This window comes from Bradyrhizobium cytisi (genome assembly GCF_008123515.1).
GTDB classification, from domain to species: domain Bacteria; phylum Pseudomonadota; class Alphaproteobacteria; order Rhizobiales; family Xanthobacteraceae; genus Bradyrhizobium; species Bradyrhizobium cytisi.
On record NZ_VSSR01000012.1, the window covers coordinates 34,049 to 59,733 of the forward strand.

At 65.1% G+C, this 25,685-nt stretch carries 22 protein-coding genes; 13 read left to right on the forward strand and 9 right to left on the reverse strand.

Going from position 1 to position 25,685, the window contains the following annotated elements; genetic code table 11:
- Positions 1-51 precede the first annotated feature (51 nt).
- From FXB38_RS06885 to FXB38_RS06905, 5 genes are all read left to right on the forward strand, one after another.
- Positions 52-1,059 (forward strand): polyprenyl synthetase family protein, encoded by a 1,008-nt coding sequence (locus FXB38_RS06885; protein WP_148750027.1) that lies wholly within the window; start codon positions 52-54, stop codon positions 1,057-1,059.
- A 263-nt stretch (positions 1,060-1,322) separates the two neighbouring features.
- Positions 1,323-1,838, forward strand: a complete 516-nt coding sequence (locus tag FXB38_RS06890) for a winged helix-turn-helix transcriptional regulator (RefSeq protein WP_148750028.1) — start codon at positions 1,323-1,325, stop codon at positions 1,836-1,838.
- 1 nt (position 1,839) lies between these two features.
- Positions 1,840-3,102 (forward strand): beta-ketoacyl-ACP synthase II, encoded by a 1,263-nt coding sequence (gene fabF / locus FXB38_RS06895; RefSeq protein ID WP_148750029.1) that lies wholly within the window; start codon positions 1,840-1,842, stop codon positions 3,100-3,102.
- Between the two features lie 43 nt (positions 3,103-3,145).
- Positions 3,146-3,778, forward strand: a complete 633-nt coding sequence (locus FXB38_RS06900; RefSeq protein ID WP_148750031.1) for a LysE family translocator — start codon at positions 3,146-3,148, stop codon at positions 3,776-3,778.
- A 6-nt stretch (positions 3,779-3,784) separates the two neighbouring features.
- Positions 3,785-4,654: an alpha/beta fold hydrolase gene (locus FXB38_RS06905; RefSeq protein ID WP_148750032.1), complete on the forward strand. Its 870-nt coding sequence runs from the start codon at positions 3,785-3,787 to the stop codon at positions 4,652-4,654.
- A 92-nt stretch (positions 4,655-4,746) separates the two neighbouring features.
- Here FXB38_RS06905 and FXB38_RS06910 read toward each other — a convergent pair whose 3' ends face one another.
- The 3 genes from FXB38_RS06910 to FXB38_RS06920 form a co-directional block, all read right to left on the reverse strand.
- Positions 4,747-5,631 carry a 4-(cytidine 5'-diphospho)-2-C-methyl-D-erythritol kinase gene (locus FXB38_RS06910; protein WP_148750034.1) on the reverse strand — a complete coding sequence of 295 codons (885 nt, stop codon included), beginning with the start codon at positions 5,629-5,631 and terminating at the stop codon, positions 4,747-4,749.
- An 86-nt stretch (positions 5,632-5,717) separates the two neighbouring features.
- Positions 5,718-7,514, reverse strand: coding sequence for a tetratricopeptide repeat protein (locus FXB38_RS06915; protein ID WP_148750036.1), 1,797 nt, complete (start codon positions 7,512-7,514; stop codon positions 5,718-5,720).
- Between the two features lie 306 nt (positions 7,515-7,820).
- The gene (locus FXB38_RS06920; protein ID WP_148750038.1) at positions 7,821-9,482 is read right to left on the reverse strand and encodes an electron transfer flavoprotein-ubiquinone oxidoreductase; all 1,662 of its coding nucleotides are present in this window, start codon (positions 9,480-9,482) and stop codon (positions 7,821-7,823) included.
- 159 nt (positions 9,483-9,641) lie between these two features.
- Here FXB38_RS06920 and FXB38_RS06925 point away from each other — a divergent pair, with 159 nt between their 5' ends.
- On the forward strand, positions 9,642-10,448 hold the full coding sequence (locus FXB38_RS06925; RefSeq protein WP_148750040.1) for a uracil-DNA glycosylase: 807 nt from the start codon (positions 9,642-9,644) through the stop codon (positions 10,446-10,448).
- A 36-nt stretch (positions 10,449-10,484) separates the two neighbouring features.
- Here FXB38_RS06925 and FXB38_RS06930 read toward each other — a convergent pair whose 3' ends face one another.
- From FXB38_RS06930 to FXB38_RS06940, 3 genes are all read right to left on the reverse strand, one after another.
- A complete protein-coding gene (locus FXB38_RS06930; protein ID WP_148750042.1) occupies positions 10,485-11,993 on the reverse strand; it encodes a glycosyltransferase family 39 protein in 1,509 nt (502 codons plus the stop codon).
- A gap of 99 nt (positions 11,994-12,092) precedes the next feature.
- Entirely contained in the window at positions 12,093-12,878 is a 786-nt protein-coding gene (gene rnhB / locus FXB38_RS06935; protein WP_148750044.1) for a ribonuclease HII, read from the reverse strand.
- 86 nt (positions 12,879-12,964) lie between these two features.
- Complete coding sequence (locus FXB38_RS06940) at positions 12,965-14,128, reverse strand: PA0069 family radical SAM protein (RefSeq protein ID WP_148750046.1); 1,164 nt, start codon at positions 14,126-14,128, stop codon at positions 12,965-12,967.
- Positions 14,129-14,338: 210 nt separating this feature from the next.
- On the opposite strand from FXB38_RS06940, the gene FXB38_RS06945 reads away from it, so the two are divergent.
- The 3 genes from FXB38_RS06945 (at position 14,339) to FXB38_RS06955 (ending at position 18,473) form a co-directional block, all read left to right on the forward strand.
- On the forward strand, positions 14,339-16,726 hold the full coding sequence (locus tag FXB38_RS06945; protein WP_187434709.1) for a phosphoketolase family protein: 2,388 nt from the start codon (positions 14,339-14,341) through the stop codon (positions 16,724-16,726).
- Between the two features lie 4 nt (positions 16,727-16,730).
- Positions 16,731-17,927 (forward strand): acetate/propionate family kinase, encoded by a 1,197-nt coding sequence (locus tag FXB38_RS06950; protein WP_148750050.1) that lies wholly within the window; start codon positions 16,731-16,733, stop codon positions 17,925-17,927.
- A 213-nt stretch (positions 17,928-18,140) separates the two neighbouring features.
- Entirely contained in the window at positions 18,141-18,473 is a 333-nt protein-coding gene (locus FXB38_RS06955; RefSeq protein ID WP_148750052.1) for a GIY-YIG nuclease family protein, read from the forward strand.
- Between the two features lie 23 nt (positions 18,474-18,496).
- Here FXB38_RS06955 and FXB38_RS06960 read toward each other — a convergent pair whose 3' ends face one another.
- Positions 18,497-19,336, reverse strand: coding sequence for an RMD1 family protein (locus FXB38_RS06960; protein ID WP_148750054.1), 840 nt, complete (start codon positions 19,334-19,336; stop codon positions 18,497-18,499).
- A 304-nt stretch (positions 19,337-19,640) separates the two neighbouring features.
- Here FXB38_RS06960 and FXB38_RS06965 point away from each other — a divergent pair, with 304 nt between their 5' ends.
- Positions 19,641-20,216 (forward strand): glycosyltransferase family protein, encoded by a 576-nt coding sequence (locus tag FXB38_RS06965; RefSeq protein ID WP_148750056.1) that lies wholly within the window; start codon positions 19,641-19,643, stop codon positions 20,214-20,216.
- 61 nt (positions 20,217-20,277) lie between these two features.
- Positions 20,278-21,207: a bifunctional helix-turn-helix transcriptional regulator/GNAT family N-acetyltransferase gene (locus tag FXB38_RS06970; protein WP_148750058.1), complete on the forward strand. Its 930-nt coding sequence runs from the start codon at positions 20,278-20,280 to the stop codon at positions 21,205-21,207.
- Between the two features lie 208 nt (positions 21,208-21,415).
- On the opposite strand, the gene moaB is transcribed toward FXB38_RS06970, so the two are convergent.
- Positions 21,416-21,979: a molybdenum cofactor biosynthesis protein B gene (moaB, locus tag FXB38_RS06975; RefSeq protein WP_148750060.1), complete on the reverse strand. Its 564-nt coding sequence runs from the start codon at positions 21,977-21,979 to the stop codon at positions 21,416-21,418.
- Between the two features lie 161 nt (positions 21,980-22,140).
- On the reverse strand, positions 22,141-23,088 hold the full coding sequence (gene ypfJ, locus FXB38_RS06980; protein ID WP_148750062.1) for a KPN_02809 family neutral zinc metallopeptidase: 948 nt from the start codon (positions 23,086-23,088) through the stop codon (positions 22,141-22,143).
- A 415-nt stretch (positions 23,089-23,503) separates the two neighbouring features.
- Here ypfJ and FXB38_RS06985 point away from each other — a divergent pair, with 415 nt between their 5' ends.
- Together FXB38_RS06985 and FXB38_RS06990 are read left to right on the forward strand one after the other, a co-directional pair.
- Positions 23,504-24,634 carry a site-specific DNA-methyltransferase gene (locus FXB38_RS06985; protein WP_148750064.1) on the forward strand — a complete coding sequence of 377 codons (1,131 nt, stop codon included), beginning with the start codon at positions 23,504-23,506 and terminating at the stop codon, positions 24,632-24,634.
- Positions 24,635-24,957: 323 nt separating this feature from the next.
- Positions 24,958-25,638: a glutathione S-transferase family protein gene (locus FXB38_RS06990; RefSeq protein WP_148750065.1), complete on the forward strand. Its 681-nt coding sequence runs from the start codon at positions 24,958-24,960 to the stop codon at positions 25,636-25,638.
- Positions 25,639-25,685: the final 47 nt, after the last annotated feature.

The window sequence follows — 25,685 nt, forward strand, 5'->3', positions numbered from 1 at the left end:
TATTGTCCTTCCATCAGAATAGCCCCTCCGGGGCAAATATTGGAGACCGGCGTGGCCGTCATCGTACCTTTCGAAACTCCCGGCGCGTCGATCGAAGAGCTGGTTGCCCTTGTCGCCCCTGATATGGAGCGCGTCAACGCCACGATCCTGTCACGGACCGGCTCGGACGTGACGATGATCCCGGAGGTCGCCAACCATCTGATCTCCTCCGGCGGTAAGCGCCTGCGGCCGATGCTGACGCTCGCCATGGCCAATCTGGCCGGCTACGCCGGCGACGGCCACATCAAGTTGGCTGCCTCCGTCGAGTTCATGCACACCGCGACCCTGCTCCACGACGATGTCGTAGACGAGAGCGAGATGCGCCGCGGCAAGCTCTCCGCGCGCATGCTCTGGGGCAATGAGGCCAGCGTGCTGGTCGGCGACTTCCTGCTCGGCCAGGCCTTCCGCATGATGGTCGAGGTTGGCTCGCTGCGCGCGCTCGACATCCTGTCAGCGGCTGCCGCCACCATCGCCGAGGGCGAGGTCATGCAGCTCGCCGCCGCCAAGAACACCGCGACCACCGAGGACGAATATCTCGCCGTGATCCGCGGCAAGACCGCCGAGCTGTTCGCAGCCGCCTGCGAGGTCGGCCCCGTGATCGCCAACCGCCCGAAGGCCGAGCAGACCGCCTGCCGTTCGGTCGGCATGAATCTCGGCATCGCCTTCCAGCTCGTCGACGACGTGCTCGACTATGGCGGCAAGAGTGCAAAACTCGGCAAGAACACCGGCGACGACTTTCGCGAGGGCAAGATCACACTACCCGTCGTGCTGGCCTTCCGCCGCGGCAACGACACCGAGCGCGCCTTCTGGATCAAGGCGCTCGAGCGCGGCGAGATCGGCGACAGCGATCTCGACCACGCGATCGGGTTGATGAACAAGCACCGCGCGCTCGAGGACACGCTCGTCCGCGCCCAGCATTACGGCGCCATGGCGGTCGATGCGCTGGCGCTGTTCCCGTCCTCGCCGATGAAGAGCGCGCTGGAGCAGGTGGTGGCGTTCTGTCTGGCACGGTCGCATTAAGCGCGACGGTCCGCCTCTCTTTCAATTTCGTCATTGCGAGCGCAGCGAAGCAATCCAGTCTGCCTCCGCGGACAGACTCTGGATTGCTTCGCTGCGCTCGCAATGACGGAGTATGGCGCACGGCCATCGCTCGCCAACGTGCACTTCAAATCGCAGCGACAGCTCAACGGCTACAGCTTCGCGGTCTCCTCGGCTCCGTCCACCAGATCTGCCACTACCCGCAGTGACTTGCATTTTGCAAGCTACTCACCTACCCTCCCGTCATGCAGCCAAAGTCCCCCTCGATCCTGGAATGCCCGGTCGGCCGCGCCGTGGAGACGGTTGGCGAGTGGTGGAGCATCCTGATCCTGCGGGATGCGTTTCAGGGCTCGACGCGGTTTGACGAGTTCGAGCGCAATCTCGGCATCGCGCCGAACATCCTGTCGCGGCGTCTCGCCCATCTCACCAAGACCGGCATGTTCGTCCGCCGCCGCTATCACGAGCGGCCGCCGCGTTACGAATATCTGCTGACGGACAAGGCGCGGGATTTCTTCCCCGTGATCGCCACACTGCTCGCCTGGGGCAACAAGCATCTCGCGCCGAAGGGCGAATCCATCCTGCTGGCGAACCGGGGCGATCGCCGGCCGCTCGATCCAGTCGTGGTCGACGCCGCCGGCATGCAGCCAATCACGCTCGCCAATGCGGTGGTGATCGCAGGCCCCGGCGCGAGCCGCCTGATGCGGCGGCGGCTCACTACGCTCAAAGCCATGAACCCGGCCGTCGCGCCGGCTGGAGACTGACATGCGTCGTATCGTCGTGACGGGAATGGGCGCGGTGTCGCCGCTCGGCTGTGGTGTCGAATTGTCCTGGCGTCGGCTGCTCGCCGGTCAAAGCGGGTTGCGCCCGCTGCCCCAATGGTCGCAGGCGCTGCCCGCGCGCATTGCCGGTCTCGTGCCCGACAAGGCCGACGATGCCGATGGCGGTTTCGATCCGGCGGAGGCGGCCGCACCAAAAGATCAGCGCAAGATGGACCGCTTCATCCTGTTTGCGCTGCTCGCCACTGCAGAGGCGGTCGCACAGGCCAAATGGGCGCCGCAGGATGCAGCGTCACTGGAGCGGACCGCGACCATCATCGCTTCCGGCGTCGGCGGCTTCCCTGCGATGGCGGAGGCGGTGCGCATCACCGAGCAGCGCGGCCCGCGCCGTCTGTCACCATTCACGATCCCCTCGTTTCTCGCCAATCTCGCCGCCGGTCACGTCTCGATCAGATACGGCTACAAGGGCGCGCTGGGCACGCCGGTCACGGCGTGTGCCGCCGGCGTACAGGCGATCGGCGATGCCGCGCGGATGATCCGCGCAGGCGAGGCCGATGTCGCGATCTGCGGCGGCGCCGAGGCCTGCATCGATATCGTCAGCCTCGGCGGCTTTGCAGCAGCACGCGCGCTGTCGAGCTCCTTCAACGACGAGCCCGCGCGCGCCTCGCGCCCGTTCGATCGCGACCGCGACGGTTTTGTCATGGGCGAAGGCGCCGGCATTCTGGTGATCGAGGAACTGGAACATGCGCTCGCGCGCGGCGCCACGCCGGTCGCCGAAATTCTCGGATATGGCACCACCGCGGATGCCTATCACATGACGTCGGGCCCACCCGACGGCGATGGCGCCCGCCGTGCCATGGAGATCGCACTGCGGCAGGCGAACCTTGCGCCCGCCGATCTGCAGCATCTCAACGCACATGCGACCTCGACGCCGGCCGGCGACGAAGGCGAGCTCGGCGCGATCGCTGCGCTGTTCGGCCGCAACAACGCCATCGCGGTGAGCGCGACCAAATCGGCCACCGGCCATCTGCTCGGTGCCGCCGGCGGCCTGGAGGCGATTTTCACCGTGCTCGCCTTGCGTGACCAGATCGCGCCGCCGACACTCAATTTTGAAACCCCCGACGCAAACGCCGATGGTATCGACATTGTTGCGGGCCGCGCGCGGCCGATGCCGATGCTCAACGCCATCTCCAACGGCTTTGGCTTCGGCGGCGTGAATGCCAGCGCGATCTTCCGCCGCATGGTCTAACGACAGGCCTTGCAATCGCGGCACGCTGCGCTACGAAAATGGAATGATTGAAACGAATTTCTGGCTGTTCCTCGCCGCCGCCCTCGTCATTGCCGCCATTCCCGGCCCCGGCATCTTCTACGTCGCAGCGCGAACCTTGTCGGAAGGGCGCGCCAGCGGCTTTGCCTCGACCGCCGGCACGGCGCTGGGCGGCCTGGTTCACGTGGTCGCCGGCGGCCTCGGCATCTCCGCGATCATACTGGCCAGCGCCGAGCTTTTTGCCATCGTGAAATTCATCGGCGCGCTGTATCTGGTCTGGCTCGGCATCAAGACGTTTCGCAGCGCCGGCCGGGCTCTGTCGCTCGCGAGCGAGCCTGTCGGCGACAAGCGCGCGTTCCGCGACGGCGTGCTGGTCGAGGCGTTGAATCCGAAGACCGCGGTGTTCTTCCTCGCCTTCATTCCCCAATTCCTCGATCCCGCAGGAGCGAGCCCCCCACTGCAATTCGTCGCGCTCGGCGCCATCTCGGTGACACTGAACACGCTCGCCGATGTCGTCGTGGTGCTGATGGCGTCCGCGACGCGTACACAGCTGATCGGACGGCCGCGTCTGATGCGCCGCCTCACCCAAGGCTCCGGCGTCTTCATTGCCGGCCTCGGCCTGTCGCTCGCGCTGGCGCGGCGTCCGGTGAACGGGTAGCCCGCGATGCTCGCCCCGCAAAGTCGCACCTACGAGTCCCACGGCCTGCGGCTGCATTATGCGGACTGGGGCAACGAGGACGCACCGCCACTCATCCTGGTCCATGGCGGCCGCGATCATTGCCGCAGCTGGGACGCCATCGCACGCTCGCTGCAACCGCATTTTCATGTGATCGCGCCCGACCTGCGCGGCCACGGCGATTCCGACTGGACCAAGGGCGGCAGCTACGCGCTGACGGAGTATGTCTACGATCTTGCCCAGCTTGTCCGTCACACCGCAGCGCCTCAAGTGACCCTCATCGGCCATTCGATGGGCGGCATGGTGAGCCTGATCTTTTCAGGCTCATTCCCCGAGCAGGTCACCAAGCTCGTCGTTCTCGACGGCGTGACGATGCTGCCGGATTCACCCAAGCCGCCGACCCATGAGCGCATCGGAAAATGGGTCGGACAGCTCGACAGGCTGCACGGCCGCACCCCGCGCCGCTATGCGACCCTTGAGGACGCGGCCGCGCAGATGGTGCTTCACAACAAGCGGCTGTCCCGCGACCTCGCGCTTCATCTGGCAACACATGGCGCACGGCAGAACGAGGATGGCACTTATAGCTGGAAGTTCGACCCATACCAGCGCGCCTCCGCGCCGCACCGGCTCTGGCCGGACGACCACGTCGCGCTGTGGTCGCGCATCGCCTGCCCCACGCTGTTGCTGAATGCCGGCGAAAGCTTTCTCGCCGGCGCCAGGGCCGCAGGCCTTGAGCGCTATTTCCAGCAGGCGCGCATCGAGATCATCGCCGGCGCCGGGCACTGGCTGCAGCATGACAAGCCGGCGGAAGTGCTGGCTGAGATCCGGCAATTTCTTGGGCTCGGCGAGCTATCGTAGGGTGGGCAAAGCGAAGCGTGCCCACCATGCATCCAGATCGTACGATAGAAGTGGTGGGCACGCTGCGCTTTGCCCCCTACGACACTTTCGCCTTAGCTCAACGTCCCCGCATGCACCCACCAGCCGGGGTGATCCCTGCGGATCTTCTCGGCGGCGGCATGCGCCTCAGCCGGCGCGCCATAGATCGCAAAGCAGGTCGCGCCCGAACCGGACATTCGCGCAAGCTTGACGCCCGCGGAGTCGCGCAGCGCCTCCAGCACGTCGCCGATCACCGGCTCGATGCGCAGCGCAGGCGCTTCGAGATCGTTGGGGACGGTCTCGAGAACATCGACCCAGTCCGCGATGGAGGCGCCCTCGTCGGGCCAAGCCGTGGCGTCGAGGACGGAGGTCGCGCCGACCAGCAGTTCGCCGTTGCGCAGGCCCAACTCCTGGAACACGTCCTTTGTCGCAACCGGCACGCGCGGATTGACCATCACGCAGGGCATGCTCGGCAACGCCAGCGGCAGCAACTGCTCACCGACGCCGGTCATGTCGCAGGCGCGCGAGAACAGGCACACCGGCACGTCGGCGCCGGTCGCAAGTGCGACCTCTTGCAGGCGGGCATCATCGAGCGGCAAATTGTTGAGGCGCGCGAGCAGGCGCAGCGCCGCCGCCGCATCGGCCGAACCGCCGCCGATCCCGGCTGCAACCGGCAAGACCTTGTCGAGCGCGAAGGCGCCGAGCTTCAAGTTCGGCACCGCGTCGGCCAACAGTTTTGCGGCCTTGAACACGAGATTGTCTGATGTCTCGCCGCAGGCCGCGGCAAGCGGCCCCGTGGTCGCAAGCCTGAGCCCGCCACCCGGCTCCAGCGTGAGCCGGTCGGCACAATCGGCAAACGCAACCACGCTCTCGAGGTCATGATAGCCGTCAGCACGACGGCCCACCACACGAAGGCTCAGATTGACCTTCGCGCGCCCTTCTTCAACCAACGCCGGCATCGGCGGTACGCCCCCAGTTGCTTATTTTGCTTTGCGCATGATCTGGTCGGAAAACCGCTGCACACTTTTCCGGATCATGCGCAGCCTCAACCGCCCTTGCCGTCGTCTTTCTTCTTGTCCGCCTGCGCGGCCGAAGAGTTCGAATTCTCATCCGTCATGCCATTGGCGATCTTGGCCTCGATCTTCGGCAGATCGTCCGGCTCGGGCTTGAGATCGCGAGCATGCGCCCACTGGAATTTTGCCTCCAGCGTGCGGCCGACGCGCCAATAGGCGTCGCCGAGATGGTCGTTGATCGTGGGATCCTCGGGCTTGAGGTCGATCGCGCGCTCGAGGTTCTTCACCGCCTCTTCGTAGTTGCCGATGCGGTAATAGGCCCAGCCGAGGGAATCGACGATGTAGCCGTCGTCGGGCCGCTGCTCGACGGCACGCTTGATCATCTTCATGCCTTCGTCGAGGTTCACGCCCTGGTCGATCCAGGAATAGCCGAGATAGTTGAGGACATGCGGCTGATCGGGCTGCAGCTCGAGCGCCTTCTTCATGTCGGCTTCGGCCTTGCCCCACTCCTTGGTGCGTTCCTCGCAAATGCCGCGATAGTAGTACCAGACGCTGTTGGCCTTGTCGTTGCCGGCCGGCAGCGCGTCGATGCCGCGCGAATAGGTCGCGCCGCAGTCGCCGAACTTCTTGCGGCCGCGCTCGATATTGCCGAGCGCCATAACGGCCTCAATATCCTTGGAGTCCTCGGCGGTCACACCCTTGAGGATCTTGATCGCCTCGTCGGTGCGGTCGGCCGAATCCAGATCGATGGCGAGCTGGATCTGCGCGTTACGCTTCAAGGGCGAGCTCGACGGGACCCGCTCATAGATCTTGATCGCCATCTGCGGCCGCTTCACCGATTCATAGAGGTCGGCGAGCGAGAGCAGGGCCAGCGGATGACTGGGCTGGAGATAGAGTGCGAGCTGGAGATAGACCAGCGCGAGATCTTCGCCGCCGCGACGAGTCAACGTGGCGCCGATGCCGTAGAGCGCCTCGGCAGCACCAGCCTGCGCGGAATCGACCAGCGACGGCATCTTCTTGCCGGCCTTGGTCTCGCGCAGGCCTTCCACGATCAGCGGATGGCGGGCGAGCTTCTTGTCGAAGGCTTCATAGATCGCGGTCGCCGAGGCCGCGTCCTTGTTGCGCGACAGCCAGCGCGCATAGGCCTCGCTGACGCGCAGCATGGAATCGTCGAGTTTGTAGGCGCGCTCGAAGCGGGCGCCTGCGTCCTTCTCCTTGCCGGCGTTCTCGAGAATCATGCCGGCGTGCAGGTCCTTGAACAGCGGATACCATTCCGGGCCCGCCAGCTTATCGATGGTCGCGACCGCGCCCTTGGCATCGCCCGCACCATAGGCGGCCCAGCCGGACAACAGCGTTGCGACGAGATCGGTGATCGGCCCGCGAACCGACTGGTTGATGTTGCTCTGCGCGCTCGGATACTTCTTCAGCTTCAAATCATGCACGCCGACCACGAGGCGCGCGACGCGATTGGTCTTGTCGATGGCCAGGATGCGCTCGGCGAGCTTCACCGCTTCCTCGATGTCGCCATCGCCGAGCGAGGAAATGAAAGCGCGGTCGAGCAGCTCGTTGTTCTTGGGGTCGGTCCGCAGCGCGGAGCGGTAAAAGGCGGCGGCCGAGGTCGCGTCGCGCTCGACGCTGGCGTGACGGGCGGCGAGATAGCTGCCGGCGGTGGTGAGCGACTTCAGATCGTTTCGGGTCGGAAACTGCGCCGCCGTGTCGGCCGGATGATCCGGCGTCTGCGCCAGCACCCCGCCAGGGACCGCCACGATCGCAGAGCCGGCAAGGGCGATGGCAGCAGCAGTCCAGCGGTTGAAACGATTTGAAAACATCAGGGCTCGCCTTGAGTTTGTAGTGCCTGGGTTTGAAGCAAATGGCCGTCTCGCACGCGAACGCCGCCGGCGACACGGGACCCGGAACCGTCTGGGCCGGACAATGCCGCTTTTGGCGCTTCACCGCAAGGATTCGGGCCGGGCGATCCCTTCCGCACGCCCCAAATCGGCCAAGTGACGGTCAAGAGCGCCCCAAGACGCTGTCACTATGGCCTTATCGTGGCCGGGGGCACCCGTGGTGCTCCCGTTCTCACGCGAACGTGCGTTACATCACCCTTCGGACCTATTTGGTCGCCTGGCGCACCGTTACATCGCCTCGTAGTTCGGACCGCCGCCTCCCTCCGGAGGAACCCAGGTGATGTTGCCGTTGGGGTCCTTCACGTCGCAGGTTTTGCAGTGGACGCAGTTCTGGGCGTTGATCTGGAAGCGCGGGCCCGAACCTTCCTCGATCCACTCATAGACGCCGGCCGGGCAATAGCGATTCGACGGACCGGCGAACACGTCGTGCTCGGAAGTCTTCTGCAGGTTCATGTCGGCCACCAGGAGGTGGACCGGCTGATCCTCCTCGTGATTGGTGTTGGACAGGAACACCGAGGACAGCTTGTCGAAGGAGATCTTGCCGTCCGGCTTCGGATAGTTCTTCGGCGCGTGTTGCTTGGCCGGATCGAGCGTCGCGCGATCGGGCTTGGCATGGGACTGCGTGCCGAACAGCGAGGTGCCGAACAGCGTGTTGAACCACATGTCGAAGCCGCCGAGCGCGACGCCAAGCACGGTGCCGAACTTCGACCACAGTGGCTTGACGTTGCGGACCAGGAACAGATCCTTTCCGACCGACGAGGACCGCCACGCGTTCTCGTAGTCGACGATCTCGTCGTTGGCGCGATCGGCCGCGAGCGCGGCTGCAACATGCTCAGCGGCAAGCATGCCGGTGCCCATCGCATTGTGCACGCCCTTGATGCGCGGCACGTTGACGAAGCCGGCCGCACAGCCGACCAGCGCGCCGCCGGGGAAAGTCAGCTTTGGCACCGACTGGTAGCCGCCTTCGGTGATGGCACGCGCACCATAGGCAAGGCGCTTGGCACCTTCGAAGGTGCCGCGGATCGACGGATGAGTCTTGAAGCGCTGGAACTCGTCGAACGGCGATAGATACGGATCGTCGTAGTTCAGATGCACGACGAAGCCGACCGCGACGAGATTATCGTCGTAGTGATAGAGGAACGACCCACCGCCGGTCTTGAGGTCGAGTGGCCAGCCGAACGAATGCTGGATCATGCCCTTCTGGTGCTTGGCGGGATCGATCTGCCAGACCTCCTTGAGGCCGATGCCGAACTTCGCCGGCTCGCTGTTGGAATCGAGCGCGAATTTTGCGATCAGCTGCTTGGTCAGGCTGCCGCGCGCGCCTTCGGCGAACAGCGTGTACTTGCCGAGCAACTCCATGCCGCGGGTGAAGGAGTCTTTCGGCTTGCCGTCGCGGCCGATGCCCATGTCGCCAGTGGCGATGCCCCTCACCGCGCCCTGCTCGTCATAGAGCACTTCGGCGGCGGCAAAGCCCGGGTAGATCTCGACGCCGAGCGCCTCGGCCTTGCGCGCCAGCCAGCGGCAGACATTGCCGAGCGAGCCGATATAGCAGTGATGGTTGTCCATCAGCGGCGGCATCATGAAGTTCGGCAGCTTGATCGCGCCTCCGGCCGTCATCCAGTAGAAGCGGTCGTCCTTCACCTGGGTCTTCAGCGGGCAGTCGGAATCCTCGCGCCAGTCCGGGGTCAGCTTGTCGAGCCCGGCCGGATCGATCACGGCGCCGGAGAGAATGTGCGCACCGACCTCGGAGCCCTTCTCCACCACGACGACGTTGAGATCGGCATTGATCTGCTTCAGCCGGATCGCCGCAGCCAGGCCCGAGGGGCCGGCGCCGACGATGACGACGTCGAATTCCATGGATTCCCGCGGGGGAAGTTCTTCGGTGCTCATCTGATCTCAGCCCTTGAGACGGTTCCTCGTCATTTGCGCTCCCTTGTTTCCGATTTTTCCGGGTAGGACAACCACGGAAATGCGTTCCGTTGGGATGCAAGGCGCCTTAAGATGAACTAATAGTCTGACTTTAGATGAACTAATAGTCTGACTTTCCAAATGATCCCCGAGCCCGCACCTACCGTCCGAGAGCTTCTCGCCTTCTATCTGGAGGCCGGTGTCGATTGTGCGCTCGCCGAGGAACCGGTCGACCGCCTGGCGGAATTGGACGCCCCGCCGCCGGCCCCGCGCGCGGTGCCGGTCGAAGCACCGCGGCCTGTCGCCGCGCCTGCGGTGATGCGCGGCGAGGCCGCACTGGCGCCCGACGTCGCTATCGCCTCGGCCCGCGAGGCCGCGCGCACTGCGCCAACACTCGAGGCGCTGCGAGAGCTCATGCAAAACTTCGAGGGCTGCGCGCTCAAGCACACTGCGACGCGGCTGGTGTTCGCCGACGGCAATCCGCAGGCGCGCATCATGTTCGTCGGCGAGGCGCCGGGCCGCGACGAGGATATCGAGGGACTTCCGTTTGTGGGACGCAGCGGCAAGCTGCTCGACCTCATGATCGGCGCGATCGGGCTCAACCGCACCACGGCCTACATCACCAACGTCATTCCCTGGCGGCCACCCGGCAACCGTACGCCGACGCCGCAGGAGACGCAGATCTGCCTGCCCTTCATCCAGCGTCATATCGAGCTGGTGAACCCAGATGTGCTGGTGACGCTCGGCAATCCCTCGACGCAGACGCTGCTCTCGACCCGCGAGGGCATCATGCGGACGCGCGGCCGCTGGTTCGACTACGACACGGGTAGCCGCACCATCCGCGCGCTGCCGACCTTTCACCCGGCCTACCTCTTGCGCTCGCCGTCCTACAAGCGGCTTGCCTGGCAGGATCTGCGCGCGATCGCGAAGTTGCTGGCGGGCGCGTGAGGGACGGGACACTCCCTCCCCGTCATTGCGAGAGCCTTACGTCCCCTTCGGCCGCACGATGGCCCAGCCGATCCGCAGCAACTGCTGGCGGCCGGTCACCAGCCATTCGAAGGCGCGTGGCACTTCCGGCACGATGCCGGGAAAGCGCGCGAGGATTTCGGGCGGCGGAGTGCCGGCAGTATCTGAGGCGCGCCAGACCACGACGCCGCCGGTCTCGCTGAATTTTGCCTGTGACATCCAGGGCGTACGCACGGGCGCGCCTTCGATGAACAGATGCGGCCGGCCGGAGTGCATCGCAATCAAGCTCGCAAGCTCGGTTTCACCTGCGACCGCGCGCAGGCGATGGTTGGTGCGGCGGGCAAAGCTGTCGTCGAAGAAGTCCGAGATCGCGCGCGCCGGCATCGATGTCGCGATCTCACCGGTGCCGCTCCAGGGCAGGAACAGCACGGCCAGCACGACGCCGGCCGCGGGCGCCACGATGGCCGCTATCCACACCGTGCGCAGCATCCGGGCGCGGCGCATCGCAATGAGATCGCCGGCCACGACGACCATGGCGAGGCCCGACACAACCAGCACCACGCCGGCACCGCCGACGACAGCATCGAGCCCGAACAGGCCGGAGATCAGGACCGCACCGAGCGCGGGCGCCAGCGTGAAGAAATGGACGAAGTTGCGCGCGAGCGGCTCGACGGGCGGCCGGTAGATGATCGGCACCTCCTCGGTCTTGCCGGCGAACAGGGGTGAGTTGAGGAAGGTCAGCACAGGGATCGCCGCTGCGCCGAGCACGAGCCCGCCGAGCAGCCAGACGGCGTGGATCGCGCGGGCGCCGAGGTCGGCAATTTGCGGCAGGGCCGGCAGCACAAGGGTCTCGGCGCGCATCAGCCAGACCGCATAGGGCAGCGCCAGCACGGCGACGACGACGAGCGCGAACAGCGGATCGAGCGCGCGCAATGTCCGGCGGCCTGCGGCGGTCGACAGCGCGAAGACGACGAGCAATGCGAGCAGGAAGATCGCGGCCGGCGTGGTCAGGAGCAGCAGGCCGGCCTCGATCGACCAGGCGAACCAGGCATTGCCGCGGCGCTGGCCGATGATCTGCCAGGAATGCAGCAGCAACAGCGCCCAGATCGGCCGCGCGAGAACCAGGGGACCGAAGTCGAGCGCGGACGAGGAGAAAGCCAGCACCGTCATGGTCAGGAGCACAGCGAGCACCGCCTGCTGCGTGCCGACCACGGCGCGCGCCAGATGATAGAGCGTGATGAAGGTCGCGATCTCGCAGAGCTCGGCCAGGACGTAAACGCCGAACATATGTCCGCCGACGGCGCGATAGGCGATATCGGCGAGCCAGACCGACAGCGGCGGGCCGAGATCAGTGCCGACCTGGTACTCGCGACCGAAGGCCAGCAGGGTCGCGAGGCTGCCGGGCGGAGTGCGATAGAACAAGAGCGCCACCAGCAGCCACATCGCGGCCTGCAACAGCACGGCGATCCAGACGATCAGCCGCGGCCGGGCGCGAATGAGCTCGATGACCAGGGAGGTAAACCGCATGCAACGCCCGCAAGATGCAGCCAACCCGTCCAGCCGGCCCTATTCGCTCACGCCTGTTTTGATAAAGGGCGCTGCGCGTCGTGGCAACGACAGTCTACGCTAGAGGCCTGCCGAAGCATCGATTTCAACTGTGGTCTCAACCTGCACCTCGACCTCGGTGACCGCAAACAGATCCCGCACCGGCTCGACGGTCCAGGGCATGTGCTTGGCGCGGGCGGCGGCGACCGGGGCGAAGAAGCTGCGGTGGTGCGCGGTGGGGCCGAGACGGTCGAGCGCGTCGAGATGCTCGGGGACGGCGTAGCCCTTGTGCTGCTCGAAACCGTAGCCCGGGCAGTCCTGCGCCAGCGCGCACATCAGCCGGTCGCGCGTCACCTTGGCGACGATCGAGGCGGCCGCAATCGACAGCACGATGCCGTCGCCGCCGATCACGGCCTCGCAGTCGCATGCAGTATCGAGCCGGTCGCGGCCGTCGACGAAGACGTGCTTCGGCGTCTCCGGCAGCGCGATCACCGCGCGCTTCAACGCCCAGAGCGAGGCGCGCAGGATGTTGTCGCGGTCGATGCGGAAGCGCGAGGCGACCGCGACCGAGACCTGGGCGGTGGCACAGATCTTGTCGAAAAGCTTCTCGCGCTCCTCCGCCGTCAGCCGCTTGGAATCGTCGATGCCGCGCGGAATGCGGTCGGGGTCGAGAATCACCGCAGCCGCCACCACGGGGCCGGCGAGCGGCCCGCGACCGGCCTCGTCGCAGCCAGCCACCGGCCAGATGCCGCGCTTGATCAGCGCGCGCTCACGACGGAAGCTCGCTTTCGCTGGCGCGGCATTCCTGGCAGCGTCGTTCTTTGACGCCTCTTTGGCTGGTGTCTTGGTGGACTTGTCCCGAATCATGGCCGGGATCGTGCGCAAGCGATCCGGCCTGCGCAACAGGGAACCCCAACAATTCCCGTTATTCAGACAGGTTGTTGCTCCGCGCCTCAGAACAGGCTGAGCTGCTCGCCGTTCTGCTTTGGCCGGGCAAAATGATCCGTGGTCAGTTTCGCGCGGCGCTTGTTCAGCCCGAGCCGGTCGCAGGCGATCTCGAAGCGACGGCCGATGGTCCAGGCCATCGGGCCGGTGCCCTTCATCCGCTCGCCCCATTTGGCGTCGTAGTCGCGGCCGCCGCGCATGTCGCGGATCAGCGTGAAGACGTGGCGATAGCGGTCCGGATAGTTCGCCATCAGCCATTCGCGGAAGAGATCGCGGACCTCGAGCGGCAGCCGCAGCAGCACGTAGGAGGCTTCCTTGACGCCGGCGTGCGCCGCGGCATCGAGAATGCGCTCGATCTCGGAATCGTTGAGCGCGGGGATCACGGGCGCGACCATCACCGTGGTCGGAATGCCGGCGTCCGAGAGCTGCTTCAGCGCCTCAAGCCGCTTCGGCGGCGTCGAGGCGCGCGGCTCCATGGTGCGCGCGAGTTTTGGGTCGAGCGAGGTCACCGATATCGCGACCTTGGCGAGGTTGCGCTTGGCCATGCGGGCGAGAATGTCGATGTCGCGCACCACCAGCGCCGACTTGGTGACGATGCCGACGGGATGGCCGGCGCGCTCCAGCACCTCCAGAATGCCGCGCATGATTTTGCGCTCGCGCTCGATCGGCTGATAGGGATCGGTGTTGGTGCCGATCGCGATCATCCGCGGCTCGTAGCCGGCGGCCGCGAGCTCCTTCTCGAGCAGCGCCGGCGCCTCGGGCTTCACGAACAGCTTTGACTCGAAGTCGAGGCCCGGCGACAGGCCGAGATAGGCATGCGTCGGCCGCGCGAAGCAATAGACGCAGCCATGCTCGCAGCCGCGGTAGGGATTGATCGACCGATCGAAGCCGATGTCGGGGGAATCGTTGCGGGTAATCACCTTGCGCGAGGTGTCGACACCGACCGTGGTCTTGAACGGCGGCAGCTCTTCCAGGCTCTGCCAGCCGTCGTCGAAGGCGACGCGTGCCTCGGCCTCGTAGCGGCCGCTGGCGTTGGATTGCGCGCCCCGCCCTCGCTTGCGCGCACGGTCGATGGCGACGCCAAGCTCGGGGAAATCAGAAGGCGCACCCGCCGGCTCGGAGGGCGCCGTGACCGGCGGGTGCTTGAGAGCAGAAGAAGAAGCTGGACTCATGAAGCCAAGATAGCACGCCACAGGAACAAATCAAGAACACAAATGAAAAACGCGAAAACAACCCCATGCACAGTAGAGCTGCCCAAACCTCGCGCGCTGACTGTTGGCCTCACGCAACAACGCGTGACCTCGATCCCGCTTGATGCGGCTGAAGGATCGATCTTGCCGGAACTCGGTTGGTGACGGTCCCGGGTGAAAGTCGGCAGGAACATGACAAATCAACGACAATCGGCCGCGGCGAGCAGCGACCTCGATCTCCTCGATCGCTACTGGCGCGCCGCGAACTACCTCTCGGTCGGGCAGATTTATCTCCTCGACAATCCGCTCCTTCGCGAGCCGTTGCGGCCCGAGCACATCAAGCCGCGCCTGCTCGGCCATTGGGGCACGACGCCGGGGCTGAACTTCATCTACGCCCACCTCAACCGCGTCATCCGCGCGCAGGACCTCGATATGATCTATGTCTGCGGTCCCGGTCATGGCGGCCCGGGCATGGTCGCCAACACCTATCTGGAAGGCAGCTACAGCGAGATCTATCCAGACATCCCGCGCGATGCGGACGGATTGCGAAAACTTTTCAGGCAGTTCTCCTTCCCCGGCGGCATTCCGAGCCACGCCGCGCCGGAAACGCCGGGCTCGATCCACGAAGGTGGCGAGCTCGGTTATGCGCTGGTGCACGCCTATGGCGCGGCATTCGACAATCCCGACCTCATCGTCGCCTGCGTCGTCGGCGACGGCGAAGCCGAGACCGGCCCGCTTGCCACGTCCTGGCACTCCAACAAGTTCCTGAATCCCGCCCACGACGGCGCGGTGCTGCCGATCCTGCATCTCAACGGCTACAAGATCGCCAATCCGACCGTGCTCGGCCGCATGCCTGACAGCGAGATCCGCGATCTTTTCCGCGGATTCGGCCACGAGCCGCTGTTCGTCGAGGGCAACGATCCCAAATTGATGCACCGGGCCATGGCGGACGCGCTCGACGTCGCGCTCGCCAGCATCCGTTCTATCCAGCAGCACGCGCGCGATGGGCGCACAAGCGTCGAACGGCCGCGCTGGCCGATGATCGTGCTGCGCAGCCCGAAGGGCTGGACAGGCCCGAAGGAGGTCGACGGCAAGAAGGTCGAAGGATTTTGGCGTGCGCATCAGGTGCCCGTTGCTAGCTGTCGCGAGAACCCTGCGCATTTGAAGATTCTCGATGACTGGATGCGCAGCTACCAGCCGGAAAAGCTGTTCGACGCCAGCGGCGCGCTCATTCCCGAGCTTCAGTCGCTGGCGCCCGAAGGTAACAGGCGCATGGGAGCCAATCCGCACGCCAATGGCGGGCTGGTGAAGAAGGAGCTGAAGCTGCCGGACTTCCGCAGTTTTGGCGTCGACGTGCCGCAGCCCGGCGGCGTCACGGGCGAAGCGACGCGTGAGCTTGGCAAGTTTTTGCGCGACGTCATCCGCCACAACGCGCAAGAGCGCAACTTCCGCCTCATGGGTCCGGACGAGACCGCATCAAACCGTCTCGATGCCGTATTCGACGCCACCGAACGGGTCTGGATGGAGCCGGTCGAATCCTACGACGTGCATCTCGCGCAGGACGGCCGCGTGATGGAGGTGCTGAGCGAGCATCTCTGCCAAGGCTGGCTCGAGGGCTACCTGCTCACCGGACGCCACGGCTTCTTCTCCTGCTACGAGGCCTTCATCCACATCGTGGATTCCATGTTCAACCAGCACGCCAAATGGCTGAAGGTGACGCGACATCTGCCGTGGCGGCGTCCGATCGCCTCGCTCAATTATCTTCTGACCTCGCATGTCTGGCGGCAGGACCATAACGGCTTCAGCCATCAGGATCCCGGCTTCGTCGACCTCGTCGCCAACAAGAAGGCCGACATCGTCCGCATCTATTTCCCGCCGGACGCCAACACCCTGCTGTGGATCGCCGACCACTGCCTGCGCACTTACAATCGCATCAACGTGATTGTCGCCGGCAAGCAGCCGGCGCCGCAATGGCTCTCGATGCAGGATGCCGCTAACCATTGCGACGCCGGCATTGGCATCTGGACGTGGGCCGGCAACGAGGACGCGGTTGGCGAGCCCGATGTGGTGATGGCCTGCGCCGGTGACGTGCCGACCTTGGAGACGCTCGCGGCCGTCGATCTCCTGCGCAAGGCGCTGCCGGACATCAAGATCCGTGTCGTCAACGTCGTCGACCTGATGACGCTGCAACCGAAAGAGCAGCATCCGCATGGCCTGTCCGATCGCGACTTCGACAGCCTGTTCACGCACGACAAGCCTGTCATCTTCGCCTATCACGGCTATCCTTATCTGATCCACCGGCTGACCTATAACCGCACCAACCATGACGGCTTACATGTGCGCGGCTTTGCCGAGGAAGGCACCACGACGACGCCGTTCGACATGGTCGTGCTCAACGGGCTCGACCGCTACCACCTCGCGATCGAGGCGATCGAGCGTGTGCCGGGACTTGCGACCAAGGCTGCGCAGGTGAAGCAACAGTTCCGCGACAAGTTGATCGAGCATTCGCGTTACGTGCGCGAGCACGGCGAGGACATGCCGGAGATCCGCGATTGGGTCTGGCCGGGCAAGTCGGGCTGACATCATGGCGGCCTCCAACGCGGTCCTCGTCCTCAACGCAGGCTCGTCGAGCATCAAGTTCGGCCTGTTCGAGATCTCGGGCAGCGAACCAGCCCTGCTCTGCAAGGGCCTGCTCGACGAGCACGAGGCCAAGCCCAGGCTTGTGGCAAAGAGCCCATCGGGCGAGACGCTGTTCGAGACGCAGAGGGAGACGTCGGACGCGGATGGCGGCCATCTGTTCGCCGATGTGCTCGGCTTCATCGAGGACCGTTTTGGCCAGGGCCGCCTGCACGCCGTGGGTCACCGGATCGTCCATGGCGGTCCGGATTATTCCGGCCCGATCGCGCTGACGGACGACGTCTATGCGAAGCTGGAAGCACTCACACCACTAGCGCCGCTGCATCAGCCCCGTTGCCTGGCACCGGTCCGCGCCATCGGGGCGCTCCGTCCCGCACTGACGCAGATCGCCTGCTTCGACACCGCCTTCCATCACGGCCTGACGCCGCCAGCGAGCCGCTTCGCCATTCCGAGACGCTACGAGGCACAGGGTCTCCGGCGCTACGGCTTTCACGGTCTCTCATTCGAATATATCGCGGGGCGGCTCGCCGTGATCGCGCCCGAGCTTGCAGCCAGACGCACCGTCATCGCTCATCTCGGCAATGGCGCGAGCCTCTGCGCCTTGCGCGACGGCCGCAGCGTCGACACCACGATGGGGCTGACGCCGCTCGACGGCCTGGTCATGGGCACGCGCTGCGGCACCATCGATCCCGGCGTGCTGCTCTACATGTTGCAGCAGGAAACGATGACGGTCGAGGATTTGCAGCACCTGCTCTATCACGAGTCCGGCCTGCTCGGCGTTTCCGGCATCTCCGCGGATATGCGGACGCTGCTGACGAGCGGCGAGGCTTCGGCGCGCGAGGCGGTCGATCTCTTCGCCTTCCGTGCGGCACAGGAGGTGACGGTGATGGCGAACACGCTTGAAGGACTGGAGTGCCTCGTTTTCACCGGCGGCATCGGCGAGCACGCCAAGCAAATCCGCAGCGCCATTGGCGAGCGGCTCGCCTGGCTCGGCGTGCGCATCGATGCCGCGGCGAATGATGCCGCGCGCGAGCGCATCAATGCCGACGACAGCGCCGTGGATGTGCTCGTCATCCCGACCAACGAGGAACTGACGATCGCACGGCACTGCGCCGCGGTGCTGCAGCGGGGCTGCCTCCCTTGAGAAAGCATGGGAGGTTGTGGCCATCCTTCGAGACGCCCGCTTGGCGGGCTCCTCAGGATGAGGTCGAGTATGTGGCACCAACAGGTTTTAATCGATGGACAGTCGTCCGATAGCCAAGAGTCTTTTCGGCACTTGCACCAAAACACGCATGCCGGTTAGCCTCATCCTGAGGAGCGCGCCCTTGCGCGCGTCTCGAAGGATGGGGCGGGCACGATGACAGAAGGCGCATACCTCTACATTCTCAAATGTGCCGATGGCAGCTACTACATCGGGACGACGCGAACCGAGCTTGAGCTCCGGATTGCGCAGCACAACGCCGGCACGTTCGCCGGCTACACAAGGTCGCGCAGACCCGTGACCCTCGTCTTCTCGCAATGGTTCGACAGGGTGACCGACGCGATCGAATGCGAACGCAAACTCAAGAAATGGAGTCGCGCCAAGAAGGAAGCTTTCATGCGCGGCGACTTTGCTGAGCTCCATGAATTGGCGAAGCGCGGACCTCATCATCCTTCGAGACGCCCGCCTATTGCGGGCTCCCCAGGATGAGGGCTGAACTTGCGGCTTTCAGCTCAATGAACCCCGGTATAGATCTGGAAACACCCGATCGCGACCTCGATCACGATCAGCACCACCACCGCGATCTCGAGGCGCAGCGAGCGCTGGGTGTCGATGATGTCGGTCAGCGCATCGGCCGTCTCCGCGACGACCGTGAGCTTGCGCTCGAGCGTGTCGAGACGCTCCTTCAGCTCGTACTCGTCTTCGAGACGCGCATAGAGCCGGTCGAGCTGCGGCTTTTCCCAGAGCGCGTCGGGTTTTTCGGCAACCGCGACGCGGCCGGCGACGCGCTGCTGGACCAGCAGCGCGTTGCCGATGAGCTGCAGGATGCCCTTGCGCCGTCGCGACGTACGGCCTTTCTCGGCGAGCTCGCGTGCAAAAGGCTCGATGACGTCGAAAACCGCAGCGACGCGACGCTCGTCGCGCGCCAGCGACGTGCTCTTGGCGAGTGCGTCCGCGATCAGCAGCAGCCGCTCGTCGGAAAATTTCGAGAGGCAGATCGGCCCGCCGGGCTGGATCGCCTCGGCGTTTTCGTCGTGACAGAGCTGAGCCTGCGCGGTCTCCTCCTCATAGGGGCTGAGCTCGCCGGTCACGCGCGACTTGAGACTGTCGATGAGGACCTTCTCCTCCGATGGCAACAGCCCGATCAGCACCACAACGCCGTAGCGGAAGATCACGGCCAGGCCGCCATGGACCCGGAAGGCAGCCGGCGTCGAGGATACCAGCGTGCCGATCTCGAGGCCCGACGGATTGATGCGTTCGCCCAGCATCACGGCGCGGATCCGCAAGGTCGGCGCGGCCTCCGGCTTCGGCAATGGCGGCGTCGCGCCAATGGGAAGTTGATCGGCGTTCATTGGACACATCTCGCTTTGCGCAATGGCGATTGCTCGTTTTTCCCGTCGGCACGGGAACAGCGCCGTTTCCCCGACGATATCGGCGGAGAAAAGCCTCGTTTGAAGGTCACGAGACCGAAAATCGCCGAAACATTCGGCAATTTGACCACCCGTGCACGACATATTCGGCCGGGACGGGCGCACGCCGGTTTACCATCGCACGCCGAACGGCTTGCGAAAAGTTGCACTCGGCAGCGCAGCATGTTTATGACAACATCATAACGCGTTGCGCTTCTCCCGAATTGCGGACATCGAAGTCTCAATCATGCTGAGCGTCATCATTCCGACCGAAGGCGTCGAGCAGACCGCGGTCGCAACACTGGCCGCGCTGGTCCCCGGTGCCGCGGCAGGCATCATCAAGGAAGTCCTGCTGGTCGACGGCACAAGCAACGGCGTCATCGAGCGCGTTGCCGACGTCGCCGGCTGCCGCTTCGTCGGCTGCGAGGGATCTTCGCAAGGCGCAGCACTGGCCGCCGGCGCGCTCCAGGCCCGTTCGCCCTGGCTGATGTTCCTCCCTGCCGGCGCGGTGCTGGACACCGGCTGGATCGAGGAGACCACCCAATTCATCCAGGCCGTCGCGGCCAGTGGCCGGGATCGTGCGGCCGTGTTCCGCTACGCCCGTTCGCCTTACGCCGATACCGGCTTCCGCGACGTCCTGTGGTCCGTCGCTCGCAAGGTGGTCGGCCCCCTCGGCGATCAGGGGCTTTTGATCGCGCGAGATCATTACGACCGGATCGGCGGCTATCCGCCCCAGGCCCGCCGGTCCGAGGCGCGGCTACTGCGGCGGCTCGGCCGCTCCTCCCGGACAATGTTGCGCAGCCGGATCGTCATGGTCGCTTGAGGCACCCGATACTTGCCAAAGTCAATTAATTATTTGACAATGGCAATTATTGAGGTGTCCCATGCCAATTAACGGTACCGACGACCAGATCGCAGCGGTTCGCGCCTTCAACCGCTTCTATACCCGCAAGCTCGGCGTGCTCGACCAGCACCTGGGAAATAGCCCGTTCTCGCTCAGCGAGGCTCGCGTGCTCTATGAGCTCGCGCATCGCGACGACCTCGCGGCAAAAGAGATCGGAAACGAGCTCGGCCTTGACGCCGGCTACCTCAGCCGCATCGTCCAGAGCTTTGACGAAAAGGGGCTGATCACGCGGAAGCCCCTGCCGGCAGATCGCCGACAATACCAGCTCTGCCTCACCGCCAAGGGCCGCCAGAGCTTCGCCAAGCTGAACCTGAGCTCGCAAAACGAGGTTGCCGCAATGCTGGCGCAGCTTTCGGCCGGCGATGCAACGCGGCTAACGCAGGCGATGGCGACCATTCAGGCCGTGCTGGAGCAACGTCAAAGCCAGCCCGCTTCCGTCGTGCTGCGCAGCCACCGCGTCGGTGACATGGGCTGGGTCATCTCCAAGCAAGCCGCCGCTTATGCCGCGGACTACAACTGGGACATCAGCTACGAGGCGCTGGTCGCCGAGATCTGCGCTCAGTTCATCAAGAATTACGACGCCGCGCGCGAGCATTGCTGGATCGCGGAAGTCGATGGCGAGCCGGTCGGCTCGATCTTTCTGGTCAAGGCCACGGACGAGATCGCCAAGCTCCGCCTGTTGCAGGTGGAGAAGAAAGCCCGTGGGCTCGGCGTCGGCCATGCGCTTGTGGAGCAATGCATCCAGGGCGCGCGCGAGCGGGGCTACAGCCGGATGACGCTGTGGACGCAAAGCATTCTGGTCGCCGCACGCAGCATCTATCAGAGCACCGGCTTCAAGCTCGTGAAGGAAGAGAAGCACCATAGCTTCGGTGCCGATCTGGTCGGCGAGACCTGGGAACGGGATCTGTAGCTGCGCGATGCGCATGAATGCGCCCTCGCCCCTTGTTGTGGGAGAGGGCAGCGACGCCGGCGGACACAGGCCCACTTGGGGGTATCTCTCCGCGAGTCTGGAATCGTAGGGTGGGCAAAGGCGCGTTAGCGCCGTGCCCACCGATCCAGCATCGCGATAGAAGTGGTGGGCACGCTTCGCTTTGCCCACCCTACGATACTGTCCCCGCCTACGCAGTCGCGCCCTGCGCCTTTGGCCTGCGCAGGTGCTCGTCCAGCCGCGGCATGATCTCGACGAAATTGCAGGGGCGCGTGCGATAGTCGAGTTGAGCAGCGAGGATGCCGTCCCAGCCGTCGCGGCAGGCGCCGGGCGAGCCTGGCAGGCAGAAGATGTAGGTCGCACCTGTTACGCCCGCGGTGGCGCGGCTCTGGATCGTCGACGCGCCGATCTTGGCGTGGCTCAGCATGTGAAAGGCGATCGAGAAACCATCCATGCGCTTCTCGAGCAGCGGCTCGATCGCCTCCGGCGTGACGTCGCGCCCGGTAAAACCTGTGCCGCCGGTGGTGATGACGACGTCGACGCCGGCGTCTGCGACCCAGCGCCGGATCACGGCGCGGATGGCCTCGACGTCATCGGTCACGATCTCGCGCGCGGCGAGATGATGGCCGGCTGCGGTGAGACGGTCGACAAGCGTCTGGCCGGACTTGTCATCGGCGAGCGCCCGCGTGTCGGAGACGGTGAGCACCGCGATGTTGAGCGGGATGAACTGTTTGGTTTCGTCGATGGAGGCCATTGCTCATTCCTCTCGTGTCCCGGACGCGCTGCGGCGTGAAACGCTGCTGCGCAGAGCCGGGACCCATTTTGAGACTTGAGTAACCGGCAATTTGGGCCCCGGCTCTGCAGCGCACCGCTGAAGAAGCGCTGCGCTGCGTCCGGGGCACGGGGTACGCGTGGCTACGGCCCGCCGCCGCCGAACGTGTTGCAGGCCTGCAGTGAGCCCTGCTGATAGCCGGTCATGAACCACTGCTTGCGCTGCGCGGCCGAGCCGTGGGTGAAGGAATCAGGCACGACGCGCCCGGTGGCCTGACGCTGCAGCGTATCGTCGCCGATCGCGCTCGCCGTGGTCAGCGCGGCGTCGATGTCGCCGGATTCGAGGAAGTTCGGGCGCTTCTTCGCCTCGCGATTGACCCAGACGCCGGACAGACAGTCGGCCTGCAATTCGACCTTCACCTGGAGCGCATTGGCCTCGGCCTTGCTGCCGGCCTGTTGCTGCAGTCGCGTCACCTTCGGAATGATGCCGAGCAGGTTCTGGATGTGATGGCCGGCTTCGTGCGCGATGATATAGGCGGTAGTGAAATTGCACGCGGATTTGCCGGAGCAGCCGCGGAAGCGCGTCTCGACCTCGCGGAAGAAGCCGGTGTCGAGGAAGATGGTGCGGTCCGGCGGGCAGTAGAACGGGCCCATCGCCGACTCCGCCCGGCCGCAGCGGCCGCCATTGGTGGCGTTGCGGAACAGCACGACCTTCGGGCCGGTGTAGGACTGGCCGCTGGCCTGGAAGATCTCGCTCCAGCGATCGTCGATCTCGCCGAGGATGCCGGAGATCATGCTGCCCATCTCGTCGGTCGGCGCGCCGCGCTTGGCCTGACTCGAGGGACGGTCGCTCTGGTAGCTCGGCGCCTGGCCGCCACCGGTGAGGATCTCGGCGCCGCCGATCAGGATGCGCGGATCGATGCCGAAGGCATAGCCGACCAGGCCAAGCACGATGATGGTGCCGATGCCGAGGCCGCCACCGCCCATCGGCAGGCCGAATCCGCCGCCTCCTCCACCGCCGCCAAATCCTCCACCACCATCGTCGCGACGATCCTCGACGTCGTCGCTGCGGCGGAAATCATCGTAGCGCATGGCGGGCTTCCCTCAGGTCGGCGATTGCAGGGCGTGGGCACGCGGGAAACGCGAAACCCTCACCGCGCCACAGACGTAGAATTTCCATTGCGTTAATCAATATCCCGCTCGGCAATTATTGCCTAGTGCGACAGCGTGTGACGCCAGCAATTTTTTCCGAGGGCCAAGCATTTTTTTCCGAGAGAAATTTGGAGTCTTTTGCAGCTTCAGCCACTCCCGCAACGCGAAGAAACGCGAAACACACTGCAAAACATGGCAAATATACGCAACGACTCGCGCGCGACGCGCGATGCGGGGTCTGCTCACGAAAGCGGCGGGTTAAGTCGATTTTTACTTTGCCGCTTCATTGTAACGGTCAGTCGGTTGTTTGGTCCCGCGTCGCCGACAGCGTCGCCTGAGTCAGAGTTCTTGAGTCATGGTAGTGTCGCGTCGCGGGGCGTCTGCAAGGGCGCCCCGCACAAATTTTGAGTCCGCCTCGCACAGCATCGTCCTCGGCGATTGCGTCGCCGAGATGTCGAAGCTTCAGGCTGGTTCGGTCGACCTCGTGTTCGCCGATCCGCCCTACAATCTGCAGCTCAAGGGCGATCTCAAGCGCCCCGACGAATCCCATGTCGATGCCGTCAATGACGACTGGGACAAGTTCGATTCATTCTCCGCCTATGACGATTTCACCCGCGCCTGGCTGCTGGCCGCGCGCCGCGCGATGAAGCCGTCGGCGACGATCTGGGTGATCGGCTCCTATCACAACATCTTCCGCGTCGGCGCGATCATGCAGGACCTCGGCTTCTGGCTCCTGAACGACATCGTCTGGCGCAAGACCAACCCGATGCCGAATTTCCGCGGCCGCCGCTTCACCAATGCGCACGAGACCATGATCTGGGCCGCGCGCGATGAGAAGGCCAAGGGCTATACCTTCAACTACGAAACACTGAAGGCCGCCAACGAGGACGTCCAGGCACGTTCCGACTGGCTGATCCCGCTCTGCACCGGCGAGGAGCGCCTCAAGGGCGCCGACGGCAAGAAAGTGCATCCGACGCAGAAGCCGGAAGGCCTGCTCGCGCGCGTGCTGCTGTCGTCGTCGAAGCCCGGCGATCTCGTGATCGATCCCTTCAACGGCACCGGCACCACCGGCGCCGTCGCCAAGCGCCTCGGCCGCTCCTATATCGGCTTCGAGCGCGACAAGACCTACGCGAAGGCTGCTGCCGCGCGGATCGCCGCGGTCGAGCCGCTGCCGGGAGAGAGCCTCGCCCCGTTCATGACCGCGCGCGAAGCGCCGCGCGTGGCGTTCTCCGAGCTGATCGAGCGCGGCATGATCATGCCCGGCACAAAACTGTTCGACGCCAAGAAGAGGCTTGGCGCGCTGGTCCGTGCCGACGGCGCCATCATGTTCGGCGACAAGGTCGGCTCGATCCACCGCATGGGCGCGGTGGCACAGGGCGCGCAGGCCTGCAACGGCTGGACCTTCTGGCACGTCGAGACCAAGAAGGGTCTCAAGCTGATCGACGAGCTCCGCGCCGAGATCCGCGCCGGCATGGCGGCGGAATAGCCGCGCTCTTGGTCATTCCGGGGCTCGCGAAGCGAGAACCCGGAATCCATCGAACCACGTCACAAGCCGCGTGATGGATTCCGGGCTCGCGCCAAGAGGCGCGCCCCGGAATGACGGCCGCGGTTGTCGGGGCGGCCGCAGCCCTTACGGCCGCGAACAGCCTTTGTTACGCTGGCCGGTCTGCGCGGAGCGCAGGCACCACCTGTCAATCTCATCCCTTGTGCGACCAGCTTCACTTCAGGCAAGAGAAAGCCGCCGCGCGGCAATGATGCTGCGTCCACTCTCGGCCGCCAACACTTGCACCACCCCTTGGGAGACGCCCGATGCTCAAATTCTATTTCAACGGATCGCCGAACCCGACCAAGGTCGCGCTGTTCCTCGAAGAGACTGGCCTGGCCTACGAGCCCGTGAAGATCGATACCCGCACGGGCGAGCAGTTCACGCAGGACTATCTGAAGATCAATCCGAACGCCAAGGTGCCGGCGATCGACGACAACGGCACGATCGTGTTCGACTCGAACGCCATCCTGCTCTATCTCGCCGAGAAGACCGGACAATTCCTGCCCGCGAACCGCGCCGAATTGCTGTCCTGGCTGATGTTCGTGGCCACCGGCGTCGGGCCGTATTCGGGTCAGGCCGTGCACTTCAAGCATTTTGCGCCGAAGGACCAGAACCACGACTACGCCCACAACCGCTACCAGTACGAGACCGATCGCCACTACAGGATTCTCGACGGCCACCTCAAAGGCCGCCGCTATATGGTCGGCGACGATTATTCGATCGTCGACATGGCGCTGTGGGGCTGGGCGCGGATGGTGCCGTTCAAGCTCGGCGACGACGCCTTCGCGCGCTACCCGAACGTGAAGCGACTGATCGACGAGATCGCGGCGCGCCCGGCGGCGGCGCGCGCGATCGCGCTGAAGGACAAGTTCACCTTCAAGGCCGAGATGGACGACGAGGCCCGCCGCAACATGTTCGGGCACATGACGACGAAAGTGGCCTGATCAGATCTTGCCACGATCAAGGGCCACGCGCATGCGCGTGGCCCTTT